Origin of the sequence: Pseudonocardia xinjiangensis (assembly GCF_012911925.1) — a bacterium.
GTDB classification, from domain to species: Bacteria; Actinomycetota; Actinomycetes; order Mycobacteriales; family Pseudonocardiaceae; genus Pseudonocardia; species Pseudonocardia xinjiangensis.
Genome location: NZ_JAAXKY010000034.1, coordinates 1 through 23,674, shown reverse-complemented (window position 1 = coordinate 23,674; position 23,674 = coordinate 1). Strand labels below are relative to the sequence as shown.

Genomic DNA, 23,674 nt, shown 5'->3' with positions numbered 1-23,674 from the left:
CAGCTGGTTGGCGCGGGACTGCGCGCTATCACGGGTCGGTCAGGAAGACGTCCGCCACGGCGGGGTTGTAGGCGTGCACGAGGATGCCGAAGATGACGACGTCGAAGGTCAGATGGACGGTGACCACGTAGGTCAATGATCGGGTGCGCTGGAAGATGTAGCCCTGCAGCAGGGCGAAAGGCACCGTGAGCAGCGGACCCCAGCCGCGGTAGCCCAGCTCCCAGAGGAACGAGACGAACACCACGCATTGCAGGAGGTTCGCCTGCCAGAATGGGAAATGGTGGCGGAGCAGGGCGAAGACGATGCAGATGAAGAACAGCTCGTCCCACAGTCCGACGGCGTTCACCCCGATGAACAGCCGGATGATCTCGTTGGCGCCGGCGATGTCCGGCCAGTTCCGATAGGCGCCCGAGCCCAGGAAGTACACCGGCAGGATCAGGTAGCCCCCGACAACTACCAGGGCCAGATAGCCGAACTCGAACCGGCTCCACCGGTTCCCGGTTCCGACCGGGAACGTGATGATGTCCTCCCTGTACCACCACCGGGAGAGGGCGTATGGCAGGGCGACCGCCGCCGACAGGGTGATCGCGAACCGGACCATCGCGGTGTTGCTCAGGTCCGCCTCCAGCGACATCGTGCTGATGACGACCAGACCGGCGGCGATGAAGATGAGGTGCCGCAACAGCATGCGGTCCACAACCGCCGCGACGACCAGACCGGCGACGATCAGCGCGTACCCGACCAGCCGCTCCTGCAGTCCGAACAAGGCGACCGCGGACACCACCACGAGTGTCGCGGCCAGCAGCTGGGTCCACGGGGGCCGCGCGATCGGCCGGCCCTCGTGGCTGTCGGGACTCGTCGCACCGAGCTTCACCTCGCCAGCATGGCCGGAGCGTGCTGGTGCGACAAACTTCCCATTACGGCGGTGGGGCCGTGCTGTCCGCTGTACGTCGACGCAACTCGTAGGCGACGGTCGGCCACACTTCGCCCTTGACCGCGCGCAGCCGGTCCCCGGACCGATTACGGGTGAAGCCTGCTCTCTCCGCGGCTGCTCGGGACGGGGCGTTGTCGGCGTGAGTCCACAGCCGGATCACCTGGAGATCCAGGTGGGCAAAAGCCCAGCGAGTGAGGAGTGCGAGGGCTCGATGAGCGACACCGCGGCCTCGCGCCTCCGCTGCCACCCAGTACGAGATCTCGCCTGTCCTATCTGCGTGTTCGAGGGAGATGTTGCCGAGGCGGGACCCGGTGCGCGCATCAGCGACCAGGAATCCTTCACGCCGAGGGTCCGACGAGAGCACGCTGATCGCGGCCACGACGTCGGCCGCGGTCAGGTTCGAGGGGTCGGATGTGAACCGCTGGATCTCCGCATCCCTTGCACAGCGCGCGTACCACTCTGCGTCCGAGGGCGACCAGCATCGTAGGACGATTGCGCTGTCACGGAGATGCGCGAGGCTCACCCGACGAGCCTCGCAGAAGAAGGTCGAGCGGGCTGGCTCCGCGACGTGTCAGGTCGGGGTCTGCCCAGGGCGTGGAGACCAATCCGATCGGCTGTGTGCACGAAGAGAAATGAACATGGAACCAGTTTTGAGTATCGGTTTTGAAAGTCTAGCCGGAGGAATTCTCGAAGTGCCCACGAAGGAATCTGACGACGCCAAGGTGAAACTGGGGAGCCGCTTTCACCGGCTATTTGGCGCCACGCTGGTGTCGGCCATCGGCACCGGGATGCACGCCGCCGCGTTGCCGCTGCTGGCCCTGCAGAGCACCAGCAGCCCGATGGCGTTGAGCTTCGTCGTCATGGCTGCCGAGATTCCCTGGGTGCTGCTCTCGCTGCACGCCGGTGTCGTGGTGGACCGGCTGGACCGGCGACGGGTGATGGTGTGGGCGGACCTGGGCCGGTTCGCCGTCATGGTCGTTCTCGCGGTGCTGATCCTGACCGCGACCGCGCAGGTGAACCTGCTGTGACTGGTGGTAGCGGCGTTCCTGCTGGGCGTCGGCCAGGTCTTCTTCGACCCGGCCGCACAGTCGGCCATTCCCGACTTCGTGTCGCGGGATCCGCGGAACCTGGCAACGGCGAACGGGCGGATCGTCGCGGCGGAGAGCAACGGCGAGGACTTTGTGGGGCCTCCGGTCGGCTCCGCTCTGTTCGGCGTATGGAACTTCCTGCCGTTCGCCGGCAACGCCCTCTCGTTCGCCGCCAGCGGCCTGTTGATCCTCTCGATCCGGACGGACGCCAAGCCGAAGGAGACGTCCGAAGGTCCGCGCACGAGCGCGCGGAGCGACATCGTCGAGGGCATTCGGTGGTTGTTCGGAAACCGGACCCTGCGGGCTCTGCCCACGGTCTCCTGCCTCGGCAACGTCGCGGCCACCGCTCAGTTCGCGATGCTCGCGCTGCTGGCCAAGGAGGTCCTCGGACTTCCGGATTTCGGTTTCGGTCTGTTGCTGACGGCCACCGCGGTCGGCGCGACGGCCGGGGGACTGGCCGCCGCGGCCGCCAGCAGGCGATTCGGCCCCGGCACCGTGATGCTCGCGGGCAAAGGCGGCGTGGGCGCGGCAATACTGGTTCTGGGGCTTGTCGACAATGCGTGGGTCGCGGCCGCATGATGATCGTGACCGGTGCGCTGATGACCGCGGAAAAAGTCGTGGTGAGCACATTGCGCCAGCAGATCGTGCCTGATGAGCTCTTGGGGAGGGTGCTCTCATCGAGCAGACTCGTGGTTATGGCTGGGGCGCCGGTCGGTGCGGCACTCGGCGGCGATCTCGCCAGCTTGTTCGGCGTCCAGAGCTCGTATGTCGCCGCTGGTGTCTTCCTGATCCTGGTGGCGCTGGTCTTCTATCCCGTGCTGAACAACCGCGCCCTGGCGAGCGCTACGGACGAACCAGCCGGGTAAGCGCGAAAATCCGCAGCGCGCAGGAGCCGTCGACGACGAACTGGTTGCGTGGTGCCCCCGGCAGGATTCGAACCTGCGACACACGGTTTAGGAAACCGATGCTCTATCCCCTGAGCTACGAGGGCGTACCCGGCTGATCCTAGCTGCGCAGCGGGGGGTGTGGCCCCTCGGCCCGGGTGCTGTGGGGGTGCCGGCCGCAGGCTGGTCCTGCGGAGTCCGACACCCCGCCCGCCGCGGTGGGATGATCGCAGGTGTGGCTGCTGGGACAGGCGGCACGGGAAGGTCGGAACGCACGTGGATGTGAAGACGCTCGCCGAGGTCGCGCCCCGCGACCGGTTCACCCGGGTCTGCGCGCTGACGGGAGCGGGGATCAGCGTGGCCGCAGGCCTCGGCACGTTCCGTGGGCCGGACGGCCTCTGGCGGCTGTCGCCGGAGATGGAACGCGCGATGCACGTCCAGCTGCTGCCCGGCAACGTCGACGCCCTGTGGTCGGTCTGGGGTGGCATGTACGAGAAGGCCAGCCGCTCCGGGCCCACGGTGGCCCACCGGGCACTCGCGGACGCGGGGGCGTCGGTGATCACCCAGAACGTCGACGAGCTGCACCAGCAGGCCGGGTCGGGGAACGTCGTGGAGATCCACGGTTCGGCGGGTCGCGCGCGGTGCCTCGACGAGGCGTTCTGCGGCTGGACGGGCCGGGCGGACGAGGTGGTGCGGACCGATCCGCCGCAGTGCCCGCAGTGCGGGGAGCCGGCTCGTCCGGCCGTGGTCCTGTTCGGCGAGATGCTCGACCCGGACGACCTGAGCACCGCCCGGGATCTCGCGGCGGAGTGCGACCTCTTCCTCGCCGTGGGCACCTCGGGTCGGGTCGCCCCGGCGTCCTGGCTCGCTCCCACCGCCCGCGCGGCCGGCGCCTACTGCGTGAACGTCGACCTGTACCCCGACGGCGAGCTCGACCCGGCGTTCCACGTCCGCGTGGTGGGTGACGCGCAGGACGTGCTCACGGACTGGGTGCGCTGACCGTCGACGGGGTGCGGGTGGCGAGGAAGCCCGCCAGCCCGTCCAGATAGAGCGTGAGGCCGAAGTCGAAGTCCGCGTCCGCGTCCTGCTCCTCGAGCAGGGAGTCGACGTCGAACACCCCGGCCGCCAGCACCTTGCCGAGTGCCGGCATCCGGCGGGGGTCCACCACGCGCGTGAGGACGGCGGCGTACTGGCGGCTGAACGCGTCCGGGTTCTTCGCGTATCCCGCGGCCAGTGCCGAGCTGAGCCGGACCTGACCGTGCACGTAGGTCAGCAGGCCCATCACGACGCCGACCTTCTCGTGCTCCTCGAGCGCGGTGCGGGACAGGGCGGCGAGTGCGCACTCGAACCACGCGAGGTTCTGTGGCCCGACGGGCGGCCCGCCGAGCGGTAGCTGGGCGTACCACGGGTGCTGCTTGATCGCGGCCAGCACACCGTGGGTCCAGAGCGTCAGCCCCGACCGCCAGTCCGTGTCGCCGGGTAGGTCCGGCGGCTCCTCCAGGGCGGCGTCGAGCATGAGGGTGAGCAGCTCGTCCTTGCTCTTCACGTGGCGGTAGAGCGCCATCGTGGAGTTGCCGAGCTGGGCCGCGACCCGGGACATCGACACCGCCGCGAGCCCTTCGGCGTCCGCGAGCTCGATGGCCGCACGGGTGATGTCCCCGGCGGTGAGGGACGGCTTGGGCCCCTTCCGCGGCGCCTCCCGCAGGCCCCACAGCAGGGCGACCTCGTCCGGCAGGTCCGTCTGGTCGGCCATCCTCGCCCTCTCGTCGTCGACGGGCACCAGTCTAGGAAGGGGGCTTCCACGCCCTACTGCGTATCGACTACGCTTTTGAGCGTATCTCATACGCAGAAGGGGAGAGGCGAATGATCGTCGAGGCATCGGGCCTGCGCAAGGCCTACGGATCGACCGTGGTCCTGGACGGGGTGGACCTGCAGGTCGAGGAGGGGTCGGTACTCGCCCTGCTGGGACCCAACGGGGCGGGGAAGACGACCACCGTCCGCATCCTCACCACGCTGTCCCGGGCGGACGGCGGCCGCGCGACAGTCGCGGGGTACGACGTCCTCCGCGAGCCGGCGAAGGTGCGTGCGGCGATCAGCCTGACCGGCCAGTACGCCGCGGTCGACGTCGAGCAGACGGGCCGCGAGAACCTCGTCATGGTCGGCCGGCTGATGCACCTGGGCCGGGCCGGCGCGCGCAGGCGGGCGCTGGAGCTGCTGGAGCGGTTCGACCTGGTCGAGGCGATGGACCGGCGGGTGAAGGCCTACTCCGGCGGGATGCGCCGCCGGCTCGACCTGGCGATGAGCCTGGTGGCAGCGCCGCGGGTGATCTTCCTCGACGAGCCGACCACCGGCCTCGACCCCGCCAGCCGCGCCACGATGTGGGCGGCGATCACCGAGCTGGTGCGGGGCGGGACGACGATCGTCCTCACCACCCAGTACCTGGAGGAGGCCGACCGGCTCGCCGACCGGATCGTGCTGCTCGACCACGGGCGGATCGCCGCGTCGGGCACGGCGGACGCGCTGAAGGCGCAGGTCGGCGGGGAGCGGCTGGACCTGCAGTTCGCCGACCCCGTCGAGCTCGCCCGCGCCGCCGATCTGCTCGCGGGGCGGGGCTGCGTGGCCGATCCGGAGCGGCTCGTGCTCGGCGTCGCGTCCGACGGGAGCGCCGATCACCTGCACCAGGTGCTCGACCACCTGCGGAGTGCGGGGGTCCGGGTCGCGCGGGTGACGTCGCACCGCCCGACGCTCGACGACGTGTTCCTCACCGTGACCGCCCCGACCGGTGGGCGGGCCCCCGCTGCCGTCCCCGCATGACCGTCATCGACCCCGACCGGAGGACCACCATGACCACCGCCACAGCCCCAGCCCCAGGGGAGCGCACCCACGGCGGCCTCGGGAACGCCGCGGGCGACGCTCTGACCATGATCGGGCGCAGCGTCCGCCTGTCGCGGCGCAACGTCGACACGCTCCTCATGTCGATCGTCCTGCCGCTGCTGATGATGGTTCTGTTCGTCTACGTGTTCGGCGGCGCGATCGACACCGGCACGGCCTACATCAACTACGTGGTGCCCGGGATCATCCTGCTCTGCACGGGCTACGGGGCGTCATCCACGGCGATGTCCGTGGCCGCCGACATGAACAGCGGCATGATCGACCGGCTGCGGTCGCTGCCGATCCGCAGCTCCGCGGTCCTCACCGGGCACGTCACGGCCAGCGTCGCGCGCAACGCGCTCTCCACCACGATCGTCGTGCTGGCCGCCGTGGCCATGGGCTTCCGCCCGACCGCCTCCCTCGGGGACTGGGCGCTCGTCGCCGGCCTGGTGCTGCTCTACGTGCTCGCGCTGTCCTGGCTCGCGGCGGGGCTCGGGGTCATCGCGAAGAGTGTGGAGTCGGCGAGCGTGCTCGGGTTCGTGATGCTGTTCCTGCCCTACCTCAGCAGCGCGTTCGTGCCCACCGACACCATGCCCTCGTTGCTGCAGGGGATCAGCGAGCACCAGCCGATCACCCCCGTCATCGAGACGGTGCGCGGCCTGCTCACGGGCACGCCGATCGGCGACCGGGGCTGGGTGGCACTGGCCTGGACGGTGGGGATCCTGGTGGTCGCGTTCGCCGGCTCGACCTGGCTCTACCGCCGCCGCAACCGCGCCTGACGCCGCTCCCACGGGCTCGCCGATACCCGGATATCCTGCCGTATTCGCCACGTGAGCAGCACAAACGGGCATGCCGAAGATCGTGCTAGCGTCGCTGGGTGGTGCAATCGCTGTCGTACTACGTGCACGGCAGCGGCCCAGGAATCGTCCTCGTGCCCGGTATCGGCACTACGGGGGCCGACGCCTGGGGAGCGGTGCCCAGAGATCTCGCCGACAGCCACACGGTGGTGGTCCCGAATCTGCCGGGTTCGGGCGAGAGCCCCCTCCCGGACGGCCCGCTGGACCTCGACACCGTCGCCGACCAGGTGGTCGCCACCGCCCAGGACGCAGGGTTGGAGCGGTTCACGCTCGCCGCGGTCCTTCTCGGGTCGGGTATCGCGCTGAGAGTGACCACCCGCCACCCCGCCCGCGTGTCGCGGCTGGCGTTGCTCGCCGGGTTCGCCCGGCCGCGGCCCAGCCTGCGCCTGTGGTTCGAGATCTGGGCCGCCCTCTCCGGCGACGACGAGGCGGTGAGCAAGCTGATGGTCCTGCTGAGCCTTTCGGACGGGTCGCTCGCCGCGTCGAGCGACGAGCAGATCGACCTGTTGGTCGAGCAGATCACGAGAGGCAGGCAGCCCGGTGCCGCCGCCCAGCTCGATCTCGCCACGCGGCTGGATGTCCGGGCGGACCTGGCGAAGATCGGGGTGCCGACTCTCGTGATGACGGGCACCGGCGACGGTTTCGTCGCGCCTGCCCATTCCCACGAGATCGCCGACGGAGTTCCCGGTGCTCGGCTCGTCGAGATCGCCGGCGGGCACGGCTTCTGGATGGAGAACCCGGACACGGTCGCCGTTCTCCGTGAGTTCCTCGGTGACTGACCACGGGGGCCCATAGCCACCCCGACTGCGGAAAACACATGGTGCTCTGCACAAGTACCTCTCAGGCGCGTCTCAGACGCGCAGGTCACACTAGGTGTCATGCGCATCCTTGTTGTCGACGACGACCGGGCCGTCCGCGACTCGTTGCGCCGTTCGCTCGCGTTCAACGGCTATCAGGTCGAGCTCGCGAATGACGGGCAGGCCGCACTCGATGCCGTACTCACGCAGCGGCCGGACGCGATGGTGCTCGACGTGATGATGCCGCGCGTCGACGGCCTGGAGGTGTGCAGGCGGCTGCGCAGTGGTGGCGACGACCTGCCGATCCTCGTGCTCACCGCCCGCGACGCCGTCTCCGACCGGGTGGCCGGCCTCGACGCGGGCGCCGACGACTACCTGCCCAAGCCGTTCGCCCTGGAGGAGCTGCTCGCGCGGTTGCGGGCGTTGCTGCGCCGCCGGACGCCCGACGAGAACGACGGGATGGACGGTCCGAGCAGGTCGCTGCAGTTCGGCGACCTGACCCTCGACCCCGACACCCGCGAGATCCGGCGGGGGGACCGGCCGATCAGCCTAACCCGCACCGAGTTCTCGCTGCTGGAGCTGCTGCTCGCCCACCCCCGCCGGGTGCTCACCCGCGCCCAGATCCTCGAGCAGGTGTGGGGCTACGACTTCCCGACCACCGGCAACGCGCTCGAGGTGTACATCGGTTACCTGCGCCGCAAGACCGAGGCGGACGGGGAGTCCCGGCTGATCCACACCGTGCGGGGGGTCGGGTACGTCCTGCGTGACACGCCGCCGTGAGCGAGCGGGCGAGATCGCGCGTCGACGCCGGCCGCCACCGGGTGGGGTCGCGCATCGCCGCGCTGCGTGAGCGCCTCGGCATCGTCGGCCGGGGTGCGAAAGCTCCGGACGGCGCCGATGGCCCGTCCCCGCACACCGAGGCCGAGCAGACGAGCCCGGGCATCCGGCCGGCCCGACCGGCGCGGCAGGGCCGCCCGGACGGTTCCACGCCACGTATCGAGGCACTCGACCACGTCTCGCTGCGCGCCCGCATCGGGATCATGGCCGCGTTGGTGGCCGCGCTCGCCGTGGTGCTGGTGTCGGTCGCGGCGTTCGTGACCGTGCGCGTCAACATCCTGGAGACACTCGACGCCAACCTGCTGCAACGGGCGTCCGCCGCCGCCCAGAGCGAGCTGGCCGACCCGCGACAGCTCGCCACCATCCCCACCGAGGTGCTCGGCGCGGGTGACATCCGGCTCGCCCTCCTCCTGGCGGACGGCCGGGCGAGCTCTGCTGAGGGCCAGGCGTCGGCGCCCCCGCTCGGAGTCGACGAGCTGGCGGTGGCCCAGGGCCTCGAGACGTCGTCCACCCGCACCGCGTCGGAGGACGGTGTCCAGTACCGCGTGGTGGCCGTCCAGGCCGGCGCCGACCAGGCTCTGGTGATCGCGCAGCGGCTCGACTCCACCCAGCAGGTGCTCACCAAGCTGGGGGTCGCCCTGCCGATCGTCGGGGGGATCGGGGTGGTGCTCGCCGCGCTCGCCGGCGTCGTCATCGCGAGGGCGGGGCTGCGTCCGGTGGACCGGCTCACCGCCGCCACCGAGCGGGTCGCCGCCACGGGGGAGCTGCGGCCGATCCCCGTCGACGGGTCGGACGAGCTCGCGCGGCTCACCCGCAGCTTCAACGACATGCTGGGCGCGCTCGCCGCGTCCCAGGAGCAGCAGCGGCGCCTCGTCGCCGACGCCGGACACGAGCTGCGCACCCCGCTGACGTCCATGCGCACCAACCTGGAGCTGCTCGCGGCGGCCAGCAGGCCCGGGGCGCCGACACTGCCGGACTCCGACCGCGCCGAGATCCTCGACGACGTGCAGGCGCAGGTGGCGGAGCTGTCGACGCTGGTCGGGGACCTCGTCGAGCTGGCGCGCGACGACGTGCCGCTCGTGGTGCACGAACCGCTGGAGCTGACCGACGTGGTGCTGCGCGCCCTCGAACGGGCCAGACGGCGGGCGGGCGACGTGGAGTTCGTGCCGACGCTCGTGCCGTGGACGCTCATGGGCGACTCGACCGCCCTGGAGCGCGCCGTGCTCAACCTGCTCGACAACGCGGCGAAGTGGAGCCCGGCCGGGGGCCAGGTCCGGGTACAGGTGCGTCCCGTGGACGAGTGGTCGGTCGTGCTCGAGGTGGCCGACGCCGGGCCCGGGATCGCCGAGGAGGACCTGCCGCGGGTGTTCGACCGGTTCTACCGCTCCGCCACGTCCCGGACCATGCCCGGCTCGGGGCTCGGGCTGGCCATCGTCCGGCAGGTGGCGGTGCGCCACGGCGGCGCCGTGTGGGCGGGCCGGGCCCCGGAGGGTGGCGCGTTGCTCGCCATGCGGCTGCCCGGTCGCCAACCACGCTTCTGAACAGGTCGTCGCGAACCGCTCCTACTAGGCTCACCGGACTGAATCCCGGCGAATTCGGACACGGTGGATGGCATGGCGAACGAGACCCCTGACGACCCCGACGCGACGCCGACCGGCCCGAACCCGCGAGTGACGCCGGACGGGGCAGGCGGTTACGGGGCCGGACCCTCCTACCCGCCCGGCCCACCTCCCGGTCCGTACGGCACCGCCGGCTACCCCCTCGGCAGCCCGGGGTACGGGCCGCCGCCGCCCCCGGCGGCACCCGGCAGGCGGCGGTCGGCCCGGCTCGCGGCGCTCGGTCTGGTCGGCGCGGTACTGGCCGGCGGAATCGGCGGCGCTGTCGGCTACTCGCTCGCCGAGAGCAGGAGTACCGGCGGTTCCACCGGCGTGCTCGGCGTTCCGCTCCCTTCGGTCGAGGAGGCCGCGCTGCCGGCCGGCGCGGTGGAGGCGGTCGCCGAGCGCGTGCTGCCCGGGGTGGTGCAGCTGCGGGTCGAGGGGTCGGGCTCGGCGGGGGAGGGGTCGGCGCTGGTGCTGAGCACCGACGGCCTCCTGCTCACCAACAACCACGTGGTCGAGGCGGCGGCGAACCGCGGCCGGGTCACCGCCGTGTTCCAGAACGGCGACACCGCCCCGGCGGCCATCGTCGGGCGCGACCCCAGCTCGGACCTCGCCGTGATCCGGGCGCAGGGCGTGTCGGGGCTGACGGCCCTCGAGCTCGGCAACTCCGACGCGGTACGCGTCGGTCAGCAGGTGGTCGCGTTCGGCTCCCCGCTGGGCCTGGGGGGCACGGTCACCACCGGCATCATCAGCGCGCTCAACCGTCCGGTCAGCGTGGGAGGTGACCAGGAGGCCAGCGAGGCGACCGTGCTCAACGCGCTGCAGACCGACGCCGCGATCAACCCGGGCAACTCGGGCGGCCCGCTCGTGGACATGGAGGGCCGGGTCATCGGGATCAACTCGGCGATCGCCACCACGGGGCAGCAGGGCGGTTCGATCGGTGTGGGCTTCGCGGTCCCGATCAACCAGGCCAAGCGGGTGGCAGAGGAGCTCGAACGCACCGGCAAGGCATCCCGGGCGGTACTGGGGGTCACCGTCGGGAACGACCCGCAGGTCTCGGGAGCGCGGATCCAGGGAGTCACACCGGGCAGCGCAGCCGAGGCCGCCGGGATCAAGGCCGGGGACCTCGTCATCGCGTTCGACGGCCAGCGCATTCTCGCGGGGGACGGCCTGCAGGCCGCGGTGCGGTCCAGGGCGCCCGGCGAGGTCGTCGACATCCAGCTCGCCGACCGGTCGGTTTCGGTGACGTTGGGCGCGGCGTCCTGACAGTGACCGCTCATGTGCTCCCAGTGGTTGACGAGAACGGTCTGAAGATGATTCCGTTTCGGACGTCCCGCCTGCGGTGCCCCGTGGGTAGGGACTGATGGATCGCGTCGGCGCCGGCACCCCCTCCCAGCGCCGGCGCGATTCACGACCAGCCCGCCAGCTCCGCGAAGGTGCGCTGCCCGCGGTAGAGCATGGTCAGCCGCAGCCCCGCGCGGCGGGCGATGCCGGGGAGCGCCGCCACGCCGGCGGCTGCCCACGGGAACGGGTTGCTCAGCTCCATCCGGCCCGCACCGTGGTCCCAGCGCAGCCGCGCCAGCCCCTGCCACAGTCCGGGCTCGGTGGCATCGAGCTCCACGAGCACGGTGCCGGCCGGGCCGATCAGCGAGGCGGTCCGCCGCAGCAGGGCCACCGGGTCGCCGCCGATGCCGAGGTTGCCGTCCGCCAGTAGGACGTGCGACCACGTTCCCTCCCCGGGCAGCGGGTCGAACAGGTCGGCGTGCAGCACCTCGGCCCCGCGGCGGTGGCACTGGGCCACCGCCTCCGCCGCCACGTCGACGCCGAGTGCGGGAATGCCGCGGGCGGCCAGACCCTCGATCAGCCGGCCCGGGCCGCATCCCAGGTCGAGCGTGGGCCCGTGGCAGCGTCCGAGCAGCCAGCTGTCCTCGCCCGCCGCGGTGCTCCGCCAGCGATCGGTGTCGAGCGGCGCGCTGCCACCGTCGCTGCGCAGCAGTTCGACCCCGGGGCCGGCGAGTGCAGGTGCGAACACCGCGGCCGTCATGCCGGGCGCCGCTCTGCCGGCCCGGTCGGCATCCCGTGGGCCAGCAGGCCGGGTGGCAGCGCCGTGACGGCAGCGGCGAAACGGGTGCCCGGGGCCGCCGCGGCCACCGCGAGCGCGTCCGCCGCGGTGTCGACATCGGACAGCTCGGGGAGCAGCGACACGGTGAGGCCCGCGCTGCGCAACGCAGTACCCGTGCGTTCGCCGGTGTCGGCGCACGAGGTCGGCACCGCGGCCACGAGCGCGGCATCAGCCGGCCTGCGCAGGCCGAGCCCCCACCAGCCGCCGTCGACCGCGGGGCCGAGCACCGCGTCCACCCCGGGCCGGGCCAGTGCGGCCGCCGCGGCCGCGAGCCGCGATGCGTCGAGCTGCGGGGTGTCCATCCCGATTTGGAGGGTGGGATGCCCGGGGAACAGCGCGGCGGCATCGCAGTGGGCGGCCGCGATCCGTTCGCCGAGCCCGTCGCCGCGCTGCGGGAGCACAGCGACCTCACGGAGTGCCGCGGCCAGTTCGGAGCCCCGCGCGGCCCGGTGCAGCAGGCCGGTGAGCACGACGACCGGCCGGGCGCCGGGCACGGTCGTCGCCGCCGTGATGGTGTCGAGCAGCGCGGCAGCGGCCAGCTCCGCGGCCTGCTGGGGACACAGCGGCGGGCAGAGCCGCGTCTTCACCCGGCCCGGCTCGGGAGCCTTCGCGAGCACCAGGATCGCGGTCACCGCAGCACCGACGCCATGTCCCGGGCGGCCCGGAGGGTGCCCCGCACCGAACCCGACACCTTCGACCGGCCGCCGGTGCGCGGCCGGTAGCCGACGTCGACCTCGGTGAGCCGCCAGCCGGCCCCGCCCGCCCTCAGCAGGAGCTCGAGGGGATAGCCGAACGCGCGGTCGGCGATACCCAGGTCGAGCAGCGCGGCGCGGCGGGCCACCCGGATCGGGGCGATGTCGTGCACCGGGACGCCACGGCGGCGCAGGAGCGCGGCGATCACGACGTTCCCGGCGCGGGCGTGCCACGGCCAGGCGCCCCGCCCGGCGGGCACCCGGCGTCCGACCACGAGGTCCGCGGCCGGTCCGTCCACATCGAGCAGCGCGACCATCGCGGGGAGCGCACCGGGATCGAGGGAGCCGTCGGCGTCGAGGAAGGCCACGACGTCCGCGGTGGCCCCCTCCAGTCCGGTGTGGACGGCCGCGCCGTACCCGCGCCGCGGCTCGTGGAGCACGGTGGCGCCCAGAGCCGCTGCGACCTGCGGCGTTCCGTCGGTGGACCCGTTGTCCACCACGATCGGGCGGAAGCCCTCCGGCAGCGCGGCGAGCACGCCGGGGAGCGCCTGTGCCTCATCGAGGCACGGCAGGATGACATCGACCGGACAAGGCATGCCGTCGACGGTAGGGAGAGCGGGTCGGCCAGGCGGGCCGTTCACGCTTACCGATCGGTGACGTCGTCGTCATCGCCGCCTGTGCAGGATTTGCGCGGTTAGCCTCGTGAGGTGCGGAGACTGCGATGACGGACCAGCCGTTGGCCCTGGTCGTCGACGACGACGTGACGGTGCGGGACGTGGTGACGCGCTACCTCGACCGCGCGGGCTATCGCATCGAGGTGGCGGGCGACGGCGAGCAGGCGCTGCGCGCCGTGGCGGGCCGCGTCCCCGACGTCGTGATCCTCGACCTCATGCTGCCCCGCCTCGGCGGCCTGGAGGTCTGCCGCCGGCTGCGCCGGGAGCGCACCGATCTGCCGATCGTGATGCTCACCGCGCTCGGCGAGGAGGAGGACCGTGTCCTCGGCCTCGAACTGGGCGCCGACGACTACGTGACGAAGCCGTTCAGCCCTCGCGAGCTGGTGCTGCGGGTGGCGTCGGTGCTGCGCAGGTCCCGGGAGCTTCCCGGGCGGGAGGGCGGCAACGCGCTCGTGGTCGACGGCGATCTGAGCGTCGATGTCGCGGGCAGGCGCGCCTCCCTCGGCGAGCGCCCGCTGGCGCTCACCGTGCGGGAGTTCGACCTGCTGGCGTTCCTGGTGCGCAGGCCCGGTCAGGTCTTCACCCGCGCTGAGCTGCTGGAGCAGGTCTGGGGCTGGAACTTCGGCGACCAGTCCACCGTCACCGTCCATGTGCGCAGGTTGCGGGAGAAGATCGAGACCGACCCGACGAAGCCAACGCGCATCGCCACCGTGTGGGGGGTCGGCTACCGCTACGACGGGAACACACCGGCATGAGGGAGCAGCTGCACGCGGTGGTTCCGGTGGCACTGGCGTTCTCCGTGCCGGTGGCCGCGCTCGGCGCGCTGCTGCTGCACCGGATGCGCCGCCGCTCGATCACGGCGGCGGTCACCGTGCTGGTGCTCGTGCCGGTGCTCGCCGCACTGGTCGGCGTGATCGGGGTCAGCGGCTTCATGTACACCCCGCAGCTCGCCGGCGCCGTCGTCGTGTGCGGCGCGGTCGCGGTCGTCACGGTGCCCGCGGCGATGATGCTCGGGCGGGGGATCGCCAGCGACGTCATGTGGCTGCACGAGGCCCGCGACGCCGAACGTGCGGCCGAGGCGTCCCGCCGCGAGCTGGTCGCCTGGATCAGCCACGACCTGCGCACGCCGCTCGCCGGCATCCGGGCGATGAGCGAGGCGCTGGCCGACGGGGTCGTGGCCGAACCCGACGAGGTGGCTGAGTACGCCCGCCGGATCCGCGGGGAGACCGTGCGCCTGTCCGGAATGGTCGACGACCTGTTCCAGCTCTCCCGGATCACCTCCGGTGCGCTGCAGCTGACGCTGTCGGCGGTGCCGCTGCAGGAGGTCGTGTCCGAGGCCGTGGCCGTCGAAGGGGTGGCCGCGGCGCGCAAGGGCGTCGTCGTGCGGGCCGAGGAGCACGGCATGTGGCCGGTGGTGCTGGGCAGCGACCCTGAGCTGGCGCGCGTGGTGCGCAACCTGCTGTCCAACGCGATCCGGCACACACCTCCCGACGGCGCCGTCGTCGTGGCGGCCGGGGTCACCGGCGACATGGCCTGGCTGCGCGTCGACGACGCCTGCGGCGGCATCCCCGAGGAGGACCTGGAGCGGGTGTTCGACGTCGCCTTCCGCGGCGTCACCGCCCGCACACCCGAAGAGCGGTCCGGTGGTGGCCTCGGGCTCGCGATCGCCCGGGGGCTCGTCCAGGCGCACGACGGGATGATCCACGCCCACAACCATGGCCCCGGCTGCCGGTTCGAGGTGCAGCTCCCGCTGGCGTCGGTGGGCGGCGGCCGCTGACCGCGGCCGCCCCCCGCCGACGGCGTCAGGCAGGAGCGACGGAGCGCCGCAGCGGCTCGCCGGCGAACGCCCGCACGCCGTCGTCGAACGACACGGCGGCCCGGAAGCCCAGCAGGGCACTGGCACGGGCCGGGTCGGCGACGACGTGCCGGACGTCACCGGGCCTGCTGCCCCCCGCGATGACCGGCGGGGGACCGTCCACGGCGGCGGACAGCGTCGTGGCCAGGTCACCGATGGTGTGCGGCTCGCCGGAGCACACGTTGACCGGCACCAGCACATCGGCGCCCGCCGGCCGCCCGAGAGCCAGCGCGTTGGCCGCGGCCACGTCGGTCACGTGCACGAAGTCGCGGCGCTGGCGGCCGTCCTCCAGTACCCGGGGGGCCTCCCCGCGCGCCAGGGCCGACCGGAAGATCGACGCGACGCCCGCGTAGGGGGTGTCGCGGGGCATCCGCGGCCCGTAGACGTTGTGGTAGCGCAGCGACCAGACGGAGCCGCCGGTCTGGCGGGCCCACGCGGCGGCGAGATGCTCCTGGGCGAGCTTGGTGGCCGCGTAGGTGGAGCGGGGGTCGAGCGGGGCGTCCTCGGGGACGAGACCGGGCGCGAGCGCTCGCCCGCACAGCGGGCAGGGGGGCTCGTACCGGCCGGCGTCCAGATCCTCGTTGCGTCGGGGGCCGGGGCGCACCGACCCGTGTTCGGGACACTCGTAGTGCCCCTCGCCGTACACCACCATCGACCCCGCCAGCACCAGCCGGGCGATCCCGGCCGCGTGCATGGCGGCGAGCAGCACCGCGGTGCCGTAGTCGTTGTGGCCGGCGTACGCAGGCGCATCCGACGGGTCGACGCCGTGTCCGACCATCGCCGCCTGGTGGCACACGGCGTCGACGCCGGGCAGCAGGCGGGCCAGCAGGGCGTCGTCGCGCACGTCACCGCGGACGAACTCGTGGTCGCGCGTCCACTCCGGTGCCTCCGACCCGCCGTGGGCCTGGGGGAGGAGCGCGTCGAGCAGGACGATGTCGTGCCCCTCGGCGGCGAGCAGGTCGGCGATGTGCGAGCCGATGAAACCGGCTCCGCCCGTGATCAGGATGCGCACCTGACGATGCTAGGTGGCTCGAGCCGCGCTCCCGGCCGTGTCCGTCCCCCCGTTCGCGGTCGGTAAGAAGACGTGGTGGGCGGGCGCTCCTGCGGGTCCCGCTACGGTGAGCGCCATGGAGATGGCGCCGCCCCAGATCGGTCGAGCTCTCGTGGTGATCGTGGACGACCGGGTGAGCCACGGGGAACGTGAGGATGCCATCGGACCGCTCGTCACCGAGCTGCTCGAGGAAGCCAAGCTCGTGGTCGACGCGGTGGTGGTCGTGCCGGGAGACCCGGTGGCGATCCGCAACGCGCTCAACACCGCGGTGATCGGCGGGGTCGACCTGGTGGTCACCGTCGGAGGCACCGGCGTGTCGCCGCGCGACGTCACCGCCGATGCCACCGCGGGCGTGCTCGACCGCCCGATCCCCGGCATCGCCGAGGCCATCCGCGCCTCCGGGCTCGCCGCGGGAGCGGTGGACGCGGGCCTGTCGCGCGGGCTCGTCGGCGTGTCGGGCAGCACCCTCGTGGTGAACCTCGCCCCGTCACGCGCGGCCGTCCGTGACGGGATGGCCACGCTCACCCCGCTCGTGGGACACGTGATCTCGGAGCTGTCCGGACTCGGCTGAGCGCGCCCGCGCGACGGGAGCGTCGACGGGCGGTCAGCCGGTCGGGCCGGGGATGGTGCCGGGTCCACCGGTGCCGCGACCGTCGGTGTCGGTGGCCTCCGGGTTGGTGGCCGCCGGCGTGATCGGCCCGCCGGTGTGCCCGGTGACGTCGTCCGGCACGGGCGGCACGATCACCGGGCCGGGCGGCTCGGTGGCGCCAGTTCCGGGTGCGGTGGTTCCGGGCACCGTGGTTCCGGGCGCTGTGGTGCCCGGCCGCCTGTCGAGCGACTCGCCCACCTTCGCGGTGACGCCCTCGATCTTCTCGTGGTAGCGGCCGCCGGTGGCCTTGTCCACCTTGGCGGCCGCGGTGTCGACGGCCCGGCCCGCCGCGTCGGCGGCGCGATCGAGATAGCCGGGCGCCTTCTCCCGTGCCGCATCGGAGAGCTCGACGGCCTTGACGGCGGCCTTCTCCGAGTACACCCCCGCCTTCTCCAGAGCGACGTCCGCGAACTCCTTGGCCTTCTCCGTGAGTCCCATCCCCCCATGGTGGCATCACCGGTGCAGGATGGTGGGGTGGAGATGTCGGATCGGGCGCGACGCAGGCTCGACGAGGTGTTCGGGGACGTCCTGCCGTCCACCACCGCCGACGAGCGGGACGACCGCGACGAGCCCGCTGCTGCGGTCGCCGACGAGGAACTGCTCGTCAACCGGCCGCCGCACCACGACCGGGACTGACCTCGGCTCTCAGCTGCTGCGCTGCTGGGCGCGGAGCAGGTCGCGGATCTCGGTGAGCAGCTCGACGTCGGTGGGCGCGGCAGGCCCGGGCTCGATCCCGCGCCTGCGCCGTTCCTGCAGGGCCCGGAGCGGGTAGACGATCACGAAGTACACCACCGCGGCGACGATGAGGAAGTTGAGCGCCGCGCTGAGGACGGCCGCGAAGTCGATGTAGGTGCTCTCCTTGCCACCGACCAGCTGGACCCCGAAGCCGGGGCTGCTCGGTGGCGTGACCGCGTTGATCAACGGCTGGATGATGCCGCTGGTGAAGGCGGTGACGATCGAGCCGAACGCGGCGCCGATCACCACGGCAACGGCAAGGTCGACGACGTTGCCGCGCAGGACGAAGTCCTTGAAACCCTTGATCACGCTAGCGGAGGGTAACGGCGACCTGTTCGGTGAGCGAGGCGGCCGCCACTCGCGCCGCCTGCCCCGGTGGCGCGCCGACGAGCACCAGCCGCCCGGAGGATCCGCGGTCCTCCGGCAGCACGGCCAGCACCGTGGCGCCTGCGGCGAGCACGAGCGGCTCGTCGGTGTGCGCTCCGACGGTGACGACGTCGACGCGGTTGCCCGGCACGAGCACCGCAGCAACTCCGGCGTCGGCCAGCCGGACGGGCACGGCCGCTCCGCGATCGCCACCCGCGGCGAGGCCCGCGCCGGCGAACCGCACGTCGGTGAGGGGCTCGCCCGGACGGGCGCCCCCGACGAGCACGCGGCCCTCGGCGTCCGACACCTCGCGAACCGAGCCCGCGGGGACGAGCCCGGCGGGCCACTCGCGCACGGCGAGGTGCTCAGCCCGCAACGTGCTGCCGGCCGGGATGTCGGCCGTGGTGACCACCAGCGGGACGCCGCTCGCGCCGGTGCGGGGCGCGAGCGCCAGTACGAGCGCAGCGGTGGCGAGCACTGCCGCTGCGGTGCGGCGGAGCAGGGCCAGCCTGCGCCACCCCGGCCCGGCCGCCAATGCGCCCAGGCGATCATGCAGGCGCGGGGCGAGCCGGGCTCTGGTCATGGCACGACGCTAGAGCGCCGTCACCGCCGGACCCGGCCGATCACCGGACCTGTGGACAACGGGACCGGGATGTGGACAACCACCCGGCCGGACCGGTCAGGAGGCTGCGTCAGGAGGCTGCGGCGGCCGGAGCGCTGCTGGAGGACGAGCTGCTCGACGAGGAGCTCTCCTTGCTACTGCTGCTGGACGAGCCGGAGCCGTTGGACTCGGACTTGGCCTCGGTCTTCGTCTCGGTCTTCGTGTCGCTCTTGGCCGACTCGGACGCGGTGGTGCCCGCCCGGCTGTCGGTGCGGTAGAAGCCGCTGCCCTTGAACACGATCCCGACGGACGAGAACACCTTGCGAAGGCGCCCGGTGCACACGGGGCAATCGGTCAGCGACGGGTCGCTGAAGGACTGCACTGCCTCGAACCGGTGGTCGCAGGCGGTGCAGGCGTACTGGTAGGTCGGCACGTGTCCCTCCGGACTGGCACTCGACGAGCTGGCACTCGAACGCACTGAGTGCCAGCATAACTCTCCCGGATCACTCCCTGTTCCCCAGAGGAGCCCCACCGAGCGGAGTGTGACCAGCGTCGGCGAGGAGCGCTGCCGTCACCAGCCGGTCGTGCGGTTCGGCGGGCAGCTCGGCCACCAGTTCCTCGTCGTTGAGCACCACCACGAGCGGGACCCCGGCGGTCGCCAGCGGCAGCGTGCGGTCGTAGTAGCCGCCACCCCGGCCGAGCCTGCGGCCGCTGCGGTCCGCGGCCAGCGCCGGCACCAGCACCAGGCGGGCCGCGGCGATCGCGACGACCCCGCGCCGCGGTCCGATCGGCTCCCGCAGCCCGAGCGGGCCGGCGGCGATGCTCTCCGCGCCGTCGTACCGGGCCCAGTCGAGCGGTCCCGCCGCCGCGGGCACCACCGGGAGCAGCACCTCGTGGCCTGCCTCGTGCAGGGCGGCCACCAGCTCGGGCGAGCCGGGTTCGAGACCCACCGGCAGGTACGCGCAGACCGGGCCGCCCGTGATCGCGGCGAGCCCCACCGCCGCCTCGGCTAGCGCCACCGCCCGGGCGGCGCGCACCTCCGCCGGAAGAGCCCGGCGAGCCGCGACGATGCGGGTGCGCCAACGGTTCTTCTCCGCGACGACCGCCCGTTCGGTCCGATTCGCGCGTGCCGTCACACGGCCACGCTACCGGCGCCGATAGGCTCGCCGACCATGGATGAGGCTACGACCGACCCTTCGGCACAGACCGCGCTGCCGTTCCGCTCGGCCGTGGTTCCGGCCGCGGGTCTGGGCACTCGGTTTCTGCCCACGACCAAGACCGTGCCCAAGGAACTGCTGCCCGTCGTCGACACGCCGGGCATCGAGCTGGTGGCGGCCGAGGCCGCCGAGGCCGGAGCCGAGCAGCTGCTGATCGTCATCTCCCCGGGCAAGGACGCGGTCGCCGCGCACTTCGCCGACTCCTCCGAGCTGGAGAAGGAGCTCCACGCGCGGGGCAAGGAGAAGCTGGTGGCGAAGGTCCGCCGCGCCCACGAGCTGATCGCTGTGCGCACGGTCACCCAGGACGAGCCGAAGGGCCTCGGCCACGCCGTCGGCTGCGCGCGCGACGCCATCGGCCCCGACGAGGAGGCCTTCGCGGTCCTGCTGCCCGACGACCTGGTTCTGCCCACGGGCGTGCTCGCGAAGATGGCGGAGGTGCGGGCGCAGTACGGCGGAAGCGTGCTCTGCGCGTTCGACGTCCCACGCGAGCAGATCTCGGCGTACGGCGTGTTCGAGGTGACCGACACCGGCGACGACGACGTCAAGCGCGTGCACGGGATGGTGGAGAAGCCCGAGCCCGACGAGGCGCCCTCCACCTACGCCGCCGCCGGGCGCTACCTGCTGGACCGCGCGATCTTCGACGCCCTGGACCGCATCACCCCCGGTTCCGGCGGGGAGCTGCAGCTCACCGACGCGGTGGCGCTGTTGATCTCCGAGGGGCACCCCGTGCACGTCGTGGTGCACCGCGGCGGCCGGCACGACCTGGGCAACCCGGGCGGCTACGCGCGGGCGTTCGTCGACTTCGCCCTGGACGACCCGGACTACGGTGCCGACCTCCGCGCCTGGCTGACCAGCCGCCTGAACGGCTGACCTCCCGTGCGATCGGTCGACGAGCAGCTCGAGCGGGTGCTGACGAGCGCGGTCAAGCCGGCTCCCGTGCGGGTGGCCATCTCCGAGGCGCACGGGCTGCGGTGTGCGGAAGAGGTCGTGGCGGCGCGACCGTTGCCCGGCTTCGACCAGGCGGCGATCGACGGCTACGCCGTGCGCAGCGTCGACCTCGCCGGAGCCACCGAGCACGACCCGGTCTCGGTGCCGGTGGTCGGGGAGATCCCGGCCGGGTCGCGCCAGCCCCTGCGGCTGCAGCCGAGGCAGGCGGTGCGGGTGGCGGCCGGGGCGCCGCTGCCGACGCTGGCCGACGCCGTCGTCCCGATCGGGTACACCGACGCGGGCAGCGCGCGCCTGTCGGTGCACCAGGGCGTGCCGTCGGCCGCGTTCGTCCGGCGGGTCGGTGAGGACGTGCAACCCGGCGACGTGGTGGTGCGCCGCGACTCGGTGATCGGCGCGGCGCAGGTGGCCATGCTCGCCGCGGCGGGCCGCGACAAGGTGCTCGTCCACCCGAAGCCGCGGGTGTCGGTGATCTCCGTGGGCGACGAGCTGGTGGACCTGGCGCGCACCCCCGGCGCCGGGCAGGTGGCCGACGTCTGCTCCCACGCGCTCACCGCCGCCGCCCGCGAGGCCGGAGCGGAGACGGCGAGGGCCGGTCTCGTCCGTGCCGACGCCCGCGACGTCAGCACCGCGATCCAGGGCAGGCTCCCGTTCAGCGACGTGATCGTCGTGTGCGGGTCCGTCGGCGGGGCAGCGGGCGCCGAGGTGCACGCCGCGTTCGCCGGGCTCGGCGACCTCGACATCACGCGCGTCGCGATGCACCCGGGGTCCACCCAGGGGTTCGGGCGGCTCGGCCCGGACGGCGTGCCGACCTTCCTGTTCCCCTCGTACCCGGCCACGGCCCTGCTCCTGTTCGAGGTGATGGTGCGCCCGCTGGTGCGGCTGGCGCTCGGTCGCAGCGACCCGCACCGGCGCACGCTGTCGGCCCGGCTCACCTCACCGGTCAGCTCCGTCGCGGGGCGCCGGGGGTACCTGCGCGGCAGGCTGCTGCGCGAGGAGGCCACCGGTGACTACCTCGTTCAGCCGCTCGGCACGTCCGGTACGCACCTGTTGTCGTCGATCTCCGATGCCAACGGGCTGATCATCTTGCCGGAGCACATCACCGAGGCCACAGTGGACGAGGTGGTCAGTGTGGCGTTCCTGCCGGCTCCGGCCTGAGCCTGCGATGGCGCATGCCTACCCGGCTCCGATCACCGGACGCCACCCCGGCTGGCCCGCGTCGTTCGGCGCCCTCCGGGTCCCCGCCGGGGTGGTGGCGCTGCGACCGGTACGGCTGCGCGACGCGGGGACGTGGTCGGCGATCCGGATCCGCGACGAGGGCTACCTCGCGCCGTGGGAGCCGACGACGCCGGGGGGCTGGGCCCAACGGCACGCCGTGAGCGAGTGGCCTGCGCGCTGGCTGCAGCTGCGGGGGGCGGGCAGGCGAGGCGCCGTGCTGCCGTTCGCGATCACGCTCGACGGGCGGTTCGTCGGGCAGGTGATGGTCGGCAACATCGTGCGCGAGCCGCTGCTCTCGGCCTACGTCGGATACTGGGTCGACTCCACCGTGGCGGGCCACGGCGTCACCACGGCCGCCGTGGCGCAGGTGGTGGACCACTGCTTCAGCCGGGTCGGCCTGCACCGGCTGGAGGCCACCGTCCGGCCGGAGAACGTCGCGAGCCTCCGCGTGCTGGCGAAGCTCGGGTTCCGCAGGGAAGGTCTCTTCCAGCGCTATCTGGACGTCGACGGCGCCTGGCGGGACCATTGCTGCTTCGCGCTGACGATCGAGGAGCTCGGGCCGGGCGGTCTCACGGCCCGGGTGGTCGCCTCCGGCCGGGCCGAACGGGTCTGACCACGCTCTGCGACCAACGCGTGGTCATCATGTCCTCACAAGGTTCACATCCGTCACAAGGACACCCTGCTGCACAGGAGTGAACCCGGCCGCCACGGCGCGTCGCCGCCCGTACCCCGCTCCGCCTCACTACCGTTGGACATTGGGGAGCGATCTTGGTTGGGGAGACCGGGATCGTTACCGGACTGCGCCGTGGGGAGGAAGCAGCCGTGCCGAGCTCGATGATCTTCGCGAGCCTGGTTGTGCTCTGGTTGCTGATCCTCGTGCCCGCTGTCGCGCGAGCCCGCCAGGAGGTGGCGCGCCCTAGTGTGGCAGCGCTCTCCGGGCGGGTGCTCGAGCGGCCGCGGCAGCGTCACGGTCCGGATGTGAGCCGCGAACTGGAGGTGGACGTGGACGACGTGGACGAGGTGGAGGACGAGGACACCCCGACCGCCCGGACGGACCACGAGGACGCCGACGAGGACCGGGACGACGAGGCGTACGACGACGACCGCGAGTGGGAGCGGCCGCCCCCGCGGTACCGGCCCGGCCGGGGCGGGTTCGACCCCGAGGCCGCCGCCCTCGCCGCCCGTGCCCGTTACGCGTTCCGGCAGCGGGTCGTGCTCACGATGCTGATCGTCGCGCTCGTCACCGGTGTGGTCGCCGCGATCTCCGTGCCGACGGTCTGGTGGCTGCACGGTGTGGTCGACGTCATGCTGATCGGGTACCTCGTCTACCTGCGCCGCCAGGTGCGTCTCGAGGAGGCGATCCGCGAGCGCCGGGCCGCGAGGATGGCGGGCACCCGGCGCCCGCAGTCCGCCGACGACCCCGAGCTGGACGAGTGGGCCCGCCGAGGGCGCGAGGCGATCCGGCGGCCGGCGCCCGACCGGCACGACGACGAGCACGACCGGTACGACGAGGACGGCTACCACACCGAGCACCACGAGTCCGATCCCGACGACATCGATCCCGGCCACGACGCGGACGGGCCGGGCTCGGAGCGGGTGCGCGGGGCGGGAGAACCGCTGGGCCGCCACGCCGACGCGGCCGACCCGCTCCCCGACCCCGTGGAGGGCGAACCCGCGCTGCCC

Annotated in this window: 28 protein-coding genes, 1 tRNA gene and 1 pseudogene; 17 read left to right on the top strand and 13 right to left on the bottom strand. The window is 72.8% G+C overall.

Annotation, left to right across the window (positions count from 1 at the left end):
• Positions 1 to 28 precede the first annotated feature (28 nt).
• Together HF577_RS13020 and HF577_RS40160 are read right to left on the bottom strand one after the other, a co-directional pair.
• The gene (locus HF577_RS13020) at positions 29 to 874 is read right to left on the bottom strand and encodes a CPBP family intramembrane glutamic endopeptidase (RefSeq protein ID WP_211174200.1); all 846 of its coding nucleotides are present in this window, start codon (positions 872 to 874) and stop codon (positions 29 to 31) included.
• Between the two features lie 43 nt (positions 875 to 917).
• Positions 918 to 1,457, bottom strand: coding sequence for a GNAT family N-acetyltransferase (locus tag HF577_RS40160; RefSeq protein WP_169396076.1), 540 nt, complete (start codon positions 1,455 to 1,457; stop codon positions 918 to 920).
• A gap of 109 nt (positions 1,458 to 1,566) precedes the next feature.
• Here HF577_RS40160 and HF577_RS40155 point away from each other — a divergent pair.
• Together HF577_RS40155 and HF577_RS38235 are read left to right on the top strand one after the other, a co-directional pair.
• Positions 1,567 to 2,601, top strand: a pseudogene (locus tag HF577_RS40155) (MFS transporter).
• Positions 2,598 to 2,888: an MFS transporter gene (locus tag HF577_RS38235; RefSeq protein ID WP_246266308.1), complete on the top strand. Its 291-nt coding sequence runs from the start codon at positions 2,598 to 2,600 to the stop codon at positions 2,886 to 2,888. Before HF577_RS40155 ends, HF577_RS38235 begins: the two are co-directional and overlap by 4 nt.
• A gap of 49 nt (positions 2,889 to 2,937) precedes the next feature.
• Here HF577_RS38235 and HF577_RS13005 read toward each other — a convergent pair.
• Positions 2,938 to 3,013: transfer RNA gene (locus tag HF577_RS13005), tRNA-Arg, on the bottom strand.
• 169 nt (positions 3,014 to 3,182) lie between these two features.
• On the opposite strand from HF577_RS13005, the gene HF577_RS13000 reads away from it, so the two are divergent.
• Positions 3,183 to 3,905, top strand: coding sequence for an SIR2 family NAD-dependent protein deacylase (locus HF577_RS13000; protein WP_169396075.1), 723 nt, complete (start codon positions 3,183 to 3,185; stop codon positions 3,903 to 3,905).
• Here the strand turns inward: HF577_RS13000 and HF577_RS12995 are convergent.
• Positions 3,886 to 4,659 carry a TetR/AcrR family transcriptional regulator gene (locus HF577_RS12995; RefSeq protein WP_169396074.1) on the bottom strand — a complete coding sequence of 258 codons (774 nt, stop codon included), beginning with the start codon at positions 4,657 to 4,659 and terminating at the stop codon, positions 3,886 to 3,888. The genes HF577_RS13000 and HF577_RS12995 overlap by 20 nt on opposite strands.
• Before the next feature lie 110 nt (positions 4,660 to 4,769).
• On the opposite strand from HF577_RS12995, the gene HF577_RS12990 reads away from it, so the two are divergent.
• From HF577_RS12990 to HF577_RS12965, 6 genes are all read left to right on the top strand, one after another.
• Complete coding sequence (locus tag HF577_RS12990; protein WP_169396073.1) at positions 4,770 to 5,720, top strand: ATP-binding cassette domain-containing protein; 951 nt, start codon at positions 4,770 to 4,772, stop codon at positions 5,718 to 5,720.
• Positions 5,717 to 6,556: an ABC transporter permease gene (locus tag HF577_RS12985; RefSeq protein ID WP_246266307.1), complete on the top strand. Its 840-nt coding sequence runs from the start codon at positions 5,717 to 5,719 to the stop codon at positions 6,554 to 6,556. The genes HF577_RS12990 and HF577_RS12985 overlap by 4 nt, the downstream gene beginning before the upstream one ends.
• Positions 6,557 to 6,654: 98 nt before the next feature.
• Positions 6,655 to 7,413, top strand: a complete 759-nt coding sequence (locus HF577_RS12980; protein WP_169396072.1) for an alpha/beta fold hydrolase — start codon at positions 6,655 to 6,657, stop codon at positions 7,411 to 7,413.
• Between the two features lie 99 nt (positions 7,414 to 7,512).
• Complete coding sequence (locus HF577_RS12975; protein WP_169396071.1) at positions 7,513 to 8,211, top strand: response regulator transcription factor; 699 nt, start codon at positions 7,513 to 7,515, stop codon at positions 8,209 to 8,211.
• A gap of 260 nt (positions 8,212 to 8,471) precedes the next feature.
• Positions 8,472 to 9,809 carry a sensor histidine kinase gene (locus HF577_RS12970; protein ID WP_169396108.1) on the top strand — a complete coding sequence of 446 codons (1,338 nt, stop codon included), beginning with the start codon at positions 8,472 to 8,474 and terminating at the stop codon, positions 9,807 to 9,809.
• A gap of 72 nt (positions 9,810 to 9,881) precedes the next feature.
• Complete coding sequence (locus tag HF577_RS12965) at positions 9,882 to 11,132, top strand: S1C family serine protease (RefSeq protein ID WP_169396070.1); 1,251 nt, start codon at positions 9,882 to 9,884, stop codon at positions 11,130 to 11,132.
• A 142-nt stretch (positions 11,133 to 11,274) separates the two neighbouring features.
• Here the strand turns inward: HF577_RS12965 and HF577_RS12960 are convergent, their stop codons facing one another.
• Genes HF577_RS12960 through HF577_RS12950 form a run of 3 tightly spaced genes read right to left on the bottom strand, consistent with a single transcriptional unit; the run spans position 11,275 to position 13,276 of the window.
• Entirely contained in the window at positions 11,275 to 11,910 is a 636-nt protein-coding gene (locus HF577_RS12960) for a methyltransferase domain-containing protein (RefSeq protein WP_169396069.1), read from the bottom strand.
• Positions 11,907 to 12,620 (bottom strand): TIGR04282 family arsenosugar biosynthesis glycosyltransferase, encoded by a 714-nt coding sequence (locus HF577_RS12955; RefSeq protein WP_169396068.1) that lies wholly within the window; start codon positions 12,618 to 12,620, stop codon positions 11,907 to 11,909. The genes HF577_RS12960 and HF577_RS12955 overlap by 4 nt, the downstream gene beginning before the upstream one ends.
• Complete coding sequence (locus HF577_RS12950; RefSeq protein ID WP_169396067.1) at positions 12,617 to 13,276, bottom strand: glycosyltransferase family 2 protein; 660 nt, start codon at positions 13,274 to 13,276, stop codon at positions 12,617 to 12,619. Before HF577_RS12950 ends, HF577_RS12955 begins: the two co-directional genes overlap by 4 nt.
• Positions 13,277 to 13,401: 125 nt before the next feature.
• Here HF577_RS12950 and HF577_RS12945 point away from each other — a divergent pair, with 125 nt between their 5' ends.
• Positions 13,402 to 14,109 (top strand): response regulator transcription factor, encoded by a 708-nt coding sequence (locus HF577_RS12945; protein WP_169396066.1) that lies wholly within the window; start codon positions 13,402 to 13,404, stop codon positions 14,107 to 14,109.
• Positions 14,106 to 15,131, top strand: a complete 1,026-nt coding sequence (locus tag HF577_RS12940; RefSeq protein ID WP_169396065.1) for a sensor histidine kinase — start codon at positions 14,106 to 14,108, stop codon at positions 15,129 to 15,131. Before HF577_RS12945 ends, HF577_RS12940 begins: the two co-directional genes overlap by 4 nt.
• Positions 15,132 to 15,156: 25 nt before the next feature.
• Here the strand turns inward: HF577_RS12940 and HF577_RS12935 are convergent, their stop codons facing one another.
• On the bottom strand, positions 15,157 to 16,221 hold the full coding sequence (locus HF577_RS12935; RefSeq protein WP_169396064.1) for an NAD-dependent epimerase/dehydratase family protein: 1,065 nt from the start codon (positions 16,219 to 16,221) through the stop codon (positions 15,157 to 15,159).
• A gap of 121 nt (positions 16,222 to 16,342) precedes the next feature.
• Between HF577_RS12935 and HF577_RS12930 the strand changes: the two genes are divergently transcribed.
• On the top strand, positions 16,343 to 16,831 hold the full coding sequence (locus HF577_RS12930) for a MogA/MoaB family molybdenum cofactor biosynthesis protein (RefSeq protein WP_407692205.1): 489 nt from the start codon (positions 16,343 to 16,345) through the stop codon (positions 16,829 to 16,831).
• Between the two features lie 33 nt (positions 16,832 to 16,864).
• Here the strand turns inward: HF577_RS12930 and HF577_RS12925 are convergent, their stop codons facing one another.
• Complete coding sequence (locus HF577_RS12925) at positions 16,865 to 17,347, bottom strand: Rv0909 family putative TA system antitoxin (protein WP_169396062.1); 483 nt, start codon at positions 17,345 to 17,347, stop codon at positions 16,865 to 16,867.
• 36 nt (positions 17,348 to 17,383) lie between these two features.
• Between HF577_RS12925 and HF577_RS12920 the strand changes: the two genes are divergently transcribed.
• Complete coding sequence (locus HF577_RS12920) at positions 17,384 to 17,545, top strand: hypothetical protein (protein WP_246266316.1); 162 nt, start codon at positions 17,384 to 17,386, stop codon at positions 17,543 to 17,545.
• Positions 17,546 to 17,554: 9 nt separating this feature from the next.
• Here the strand turns inward: HF577_RS12920 and mscL are convergent, their stop codons facing one another.
• The 4 genes from mscL to HF577_RS12900 all read right to left on the bottom strand — a co-directional run bounded on the left by mscL (position 17,555) and on the right by HF577_RS12900 (position 19,747).
• Positions 17,555 to 17,953, bottom strand: coding sequence for a large conductance mechanosensitive channel protein MscL (gene mscL / locus HF577_RS12915; RefSeq protein ID WP_169396060.1), 399 nt, complete (start codon positions 17,951 to 17,953; stop codon positions 17,555 to 17,557).
• Between the two features lies 1 nt (position 17,954).
• Positions 17,955 to 18,593, bottom strand: coding sequence for an SAF domain-containing protein (locus HF577_RS12910; RefSeq protein ID WP_211174199.1), 639 nt, complete (start codon positions 18,591 to 18,593; stop codon positions 17,955 to 17,957).
• 109 nt (positions 18,594 to 18,702) lie between these two features.
• Positions 18,703 to 19,044, bottom strand: a complete 342-nt coding sequence (locus tag HF577_RS12905) for an FmdB family zinc ribbon protein (RefSeq protein ID WP_169396059.1) — start codon at positions 19,042 to 19,044, stop codon at positions 18,703 to 18,705.
• Positions 19,045 to 19,114: 70 nt separating this feature from the next.
• Positions 19,115 to 19,747: a 5-formyltetrahydrofolate cyclo-ligase gene (locus HF577_RS12900; RefSeq protein WP_169396058.1), complete on the bottom strand. Its 633-nt coding sequence runs from the start codon at positions 19,745 to 19,747 to the stop codon at positions 19,115 to 19,117.
• Positions 19,748 to 19,783: 36 nt separating this feature from the next.
• Between HF577_RS12900 and HF577_RS12895 the strand changes: the two genes are divergently transcribed.
• The 4 genes from HF577_RS12895 to sepX all read left to right on the top strand — a co-directional run.
• Entirely contained in the window at positions 19,784 to 20,698 is a 915-nt protein-coding gene (locus HF577_RS12895) for a UTP--glucose-1-phosphate uridylyltransferase (RefSeq protein WP_169396057.1), read from the top strand.
• Between the two features lie 6 nt (positions 20,699 to 20,704).
• Complete coding sequence (gene glp, locus HF577_RS12890) at positions 20,705 to 21,931, top strand: molybdotransferase-like divisome protein Glp (RefSeq protein ID WP_169396056.1); 1,227 nt, start codon at positions 20,705 to 20,707, stop codon at positions 21,929 to 21,931.
• Between the two features lie 7 nt (positions 21,932 to 21,938).
• Positions 21,939 to 22,604 carry a GNAT family N-acetyltransferase gene (locus HF577_RS12885; protein WP_169396055.1) on the top strand — a complete coding sequence of 222 codons (666 nt, stop codon included), beginning with the start codon at positions 21,939 to 21,941 and terminating at the stop codon, positions 22,602 to 22,604.
• A 209-nt stretch (positions 22,605 to 22,813) separates the two neighbouring features.
• Positions 22,814 to 23,674 (top strand): divisome protein SepX/GlpR (sepX, locus tag HF577_RS12880; protein ID WP_169396054.1); only part of this gene is annotated, 861 nt, incomplete at its 3' end.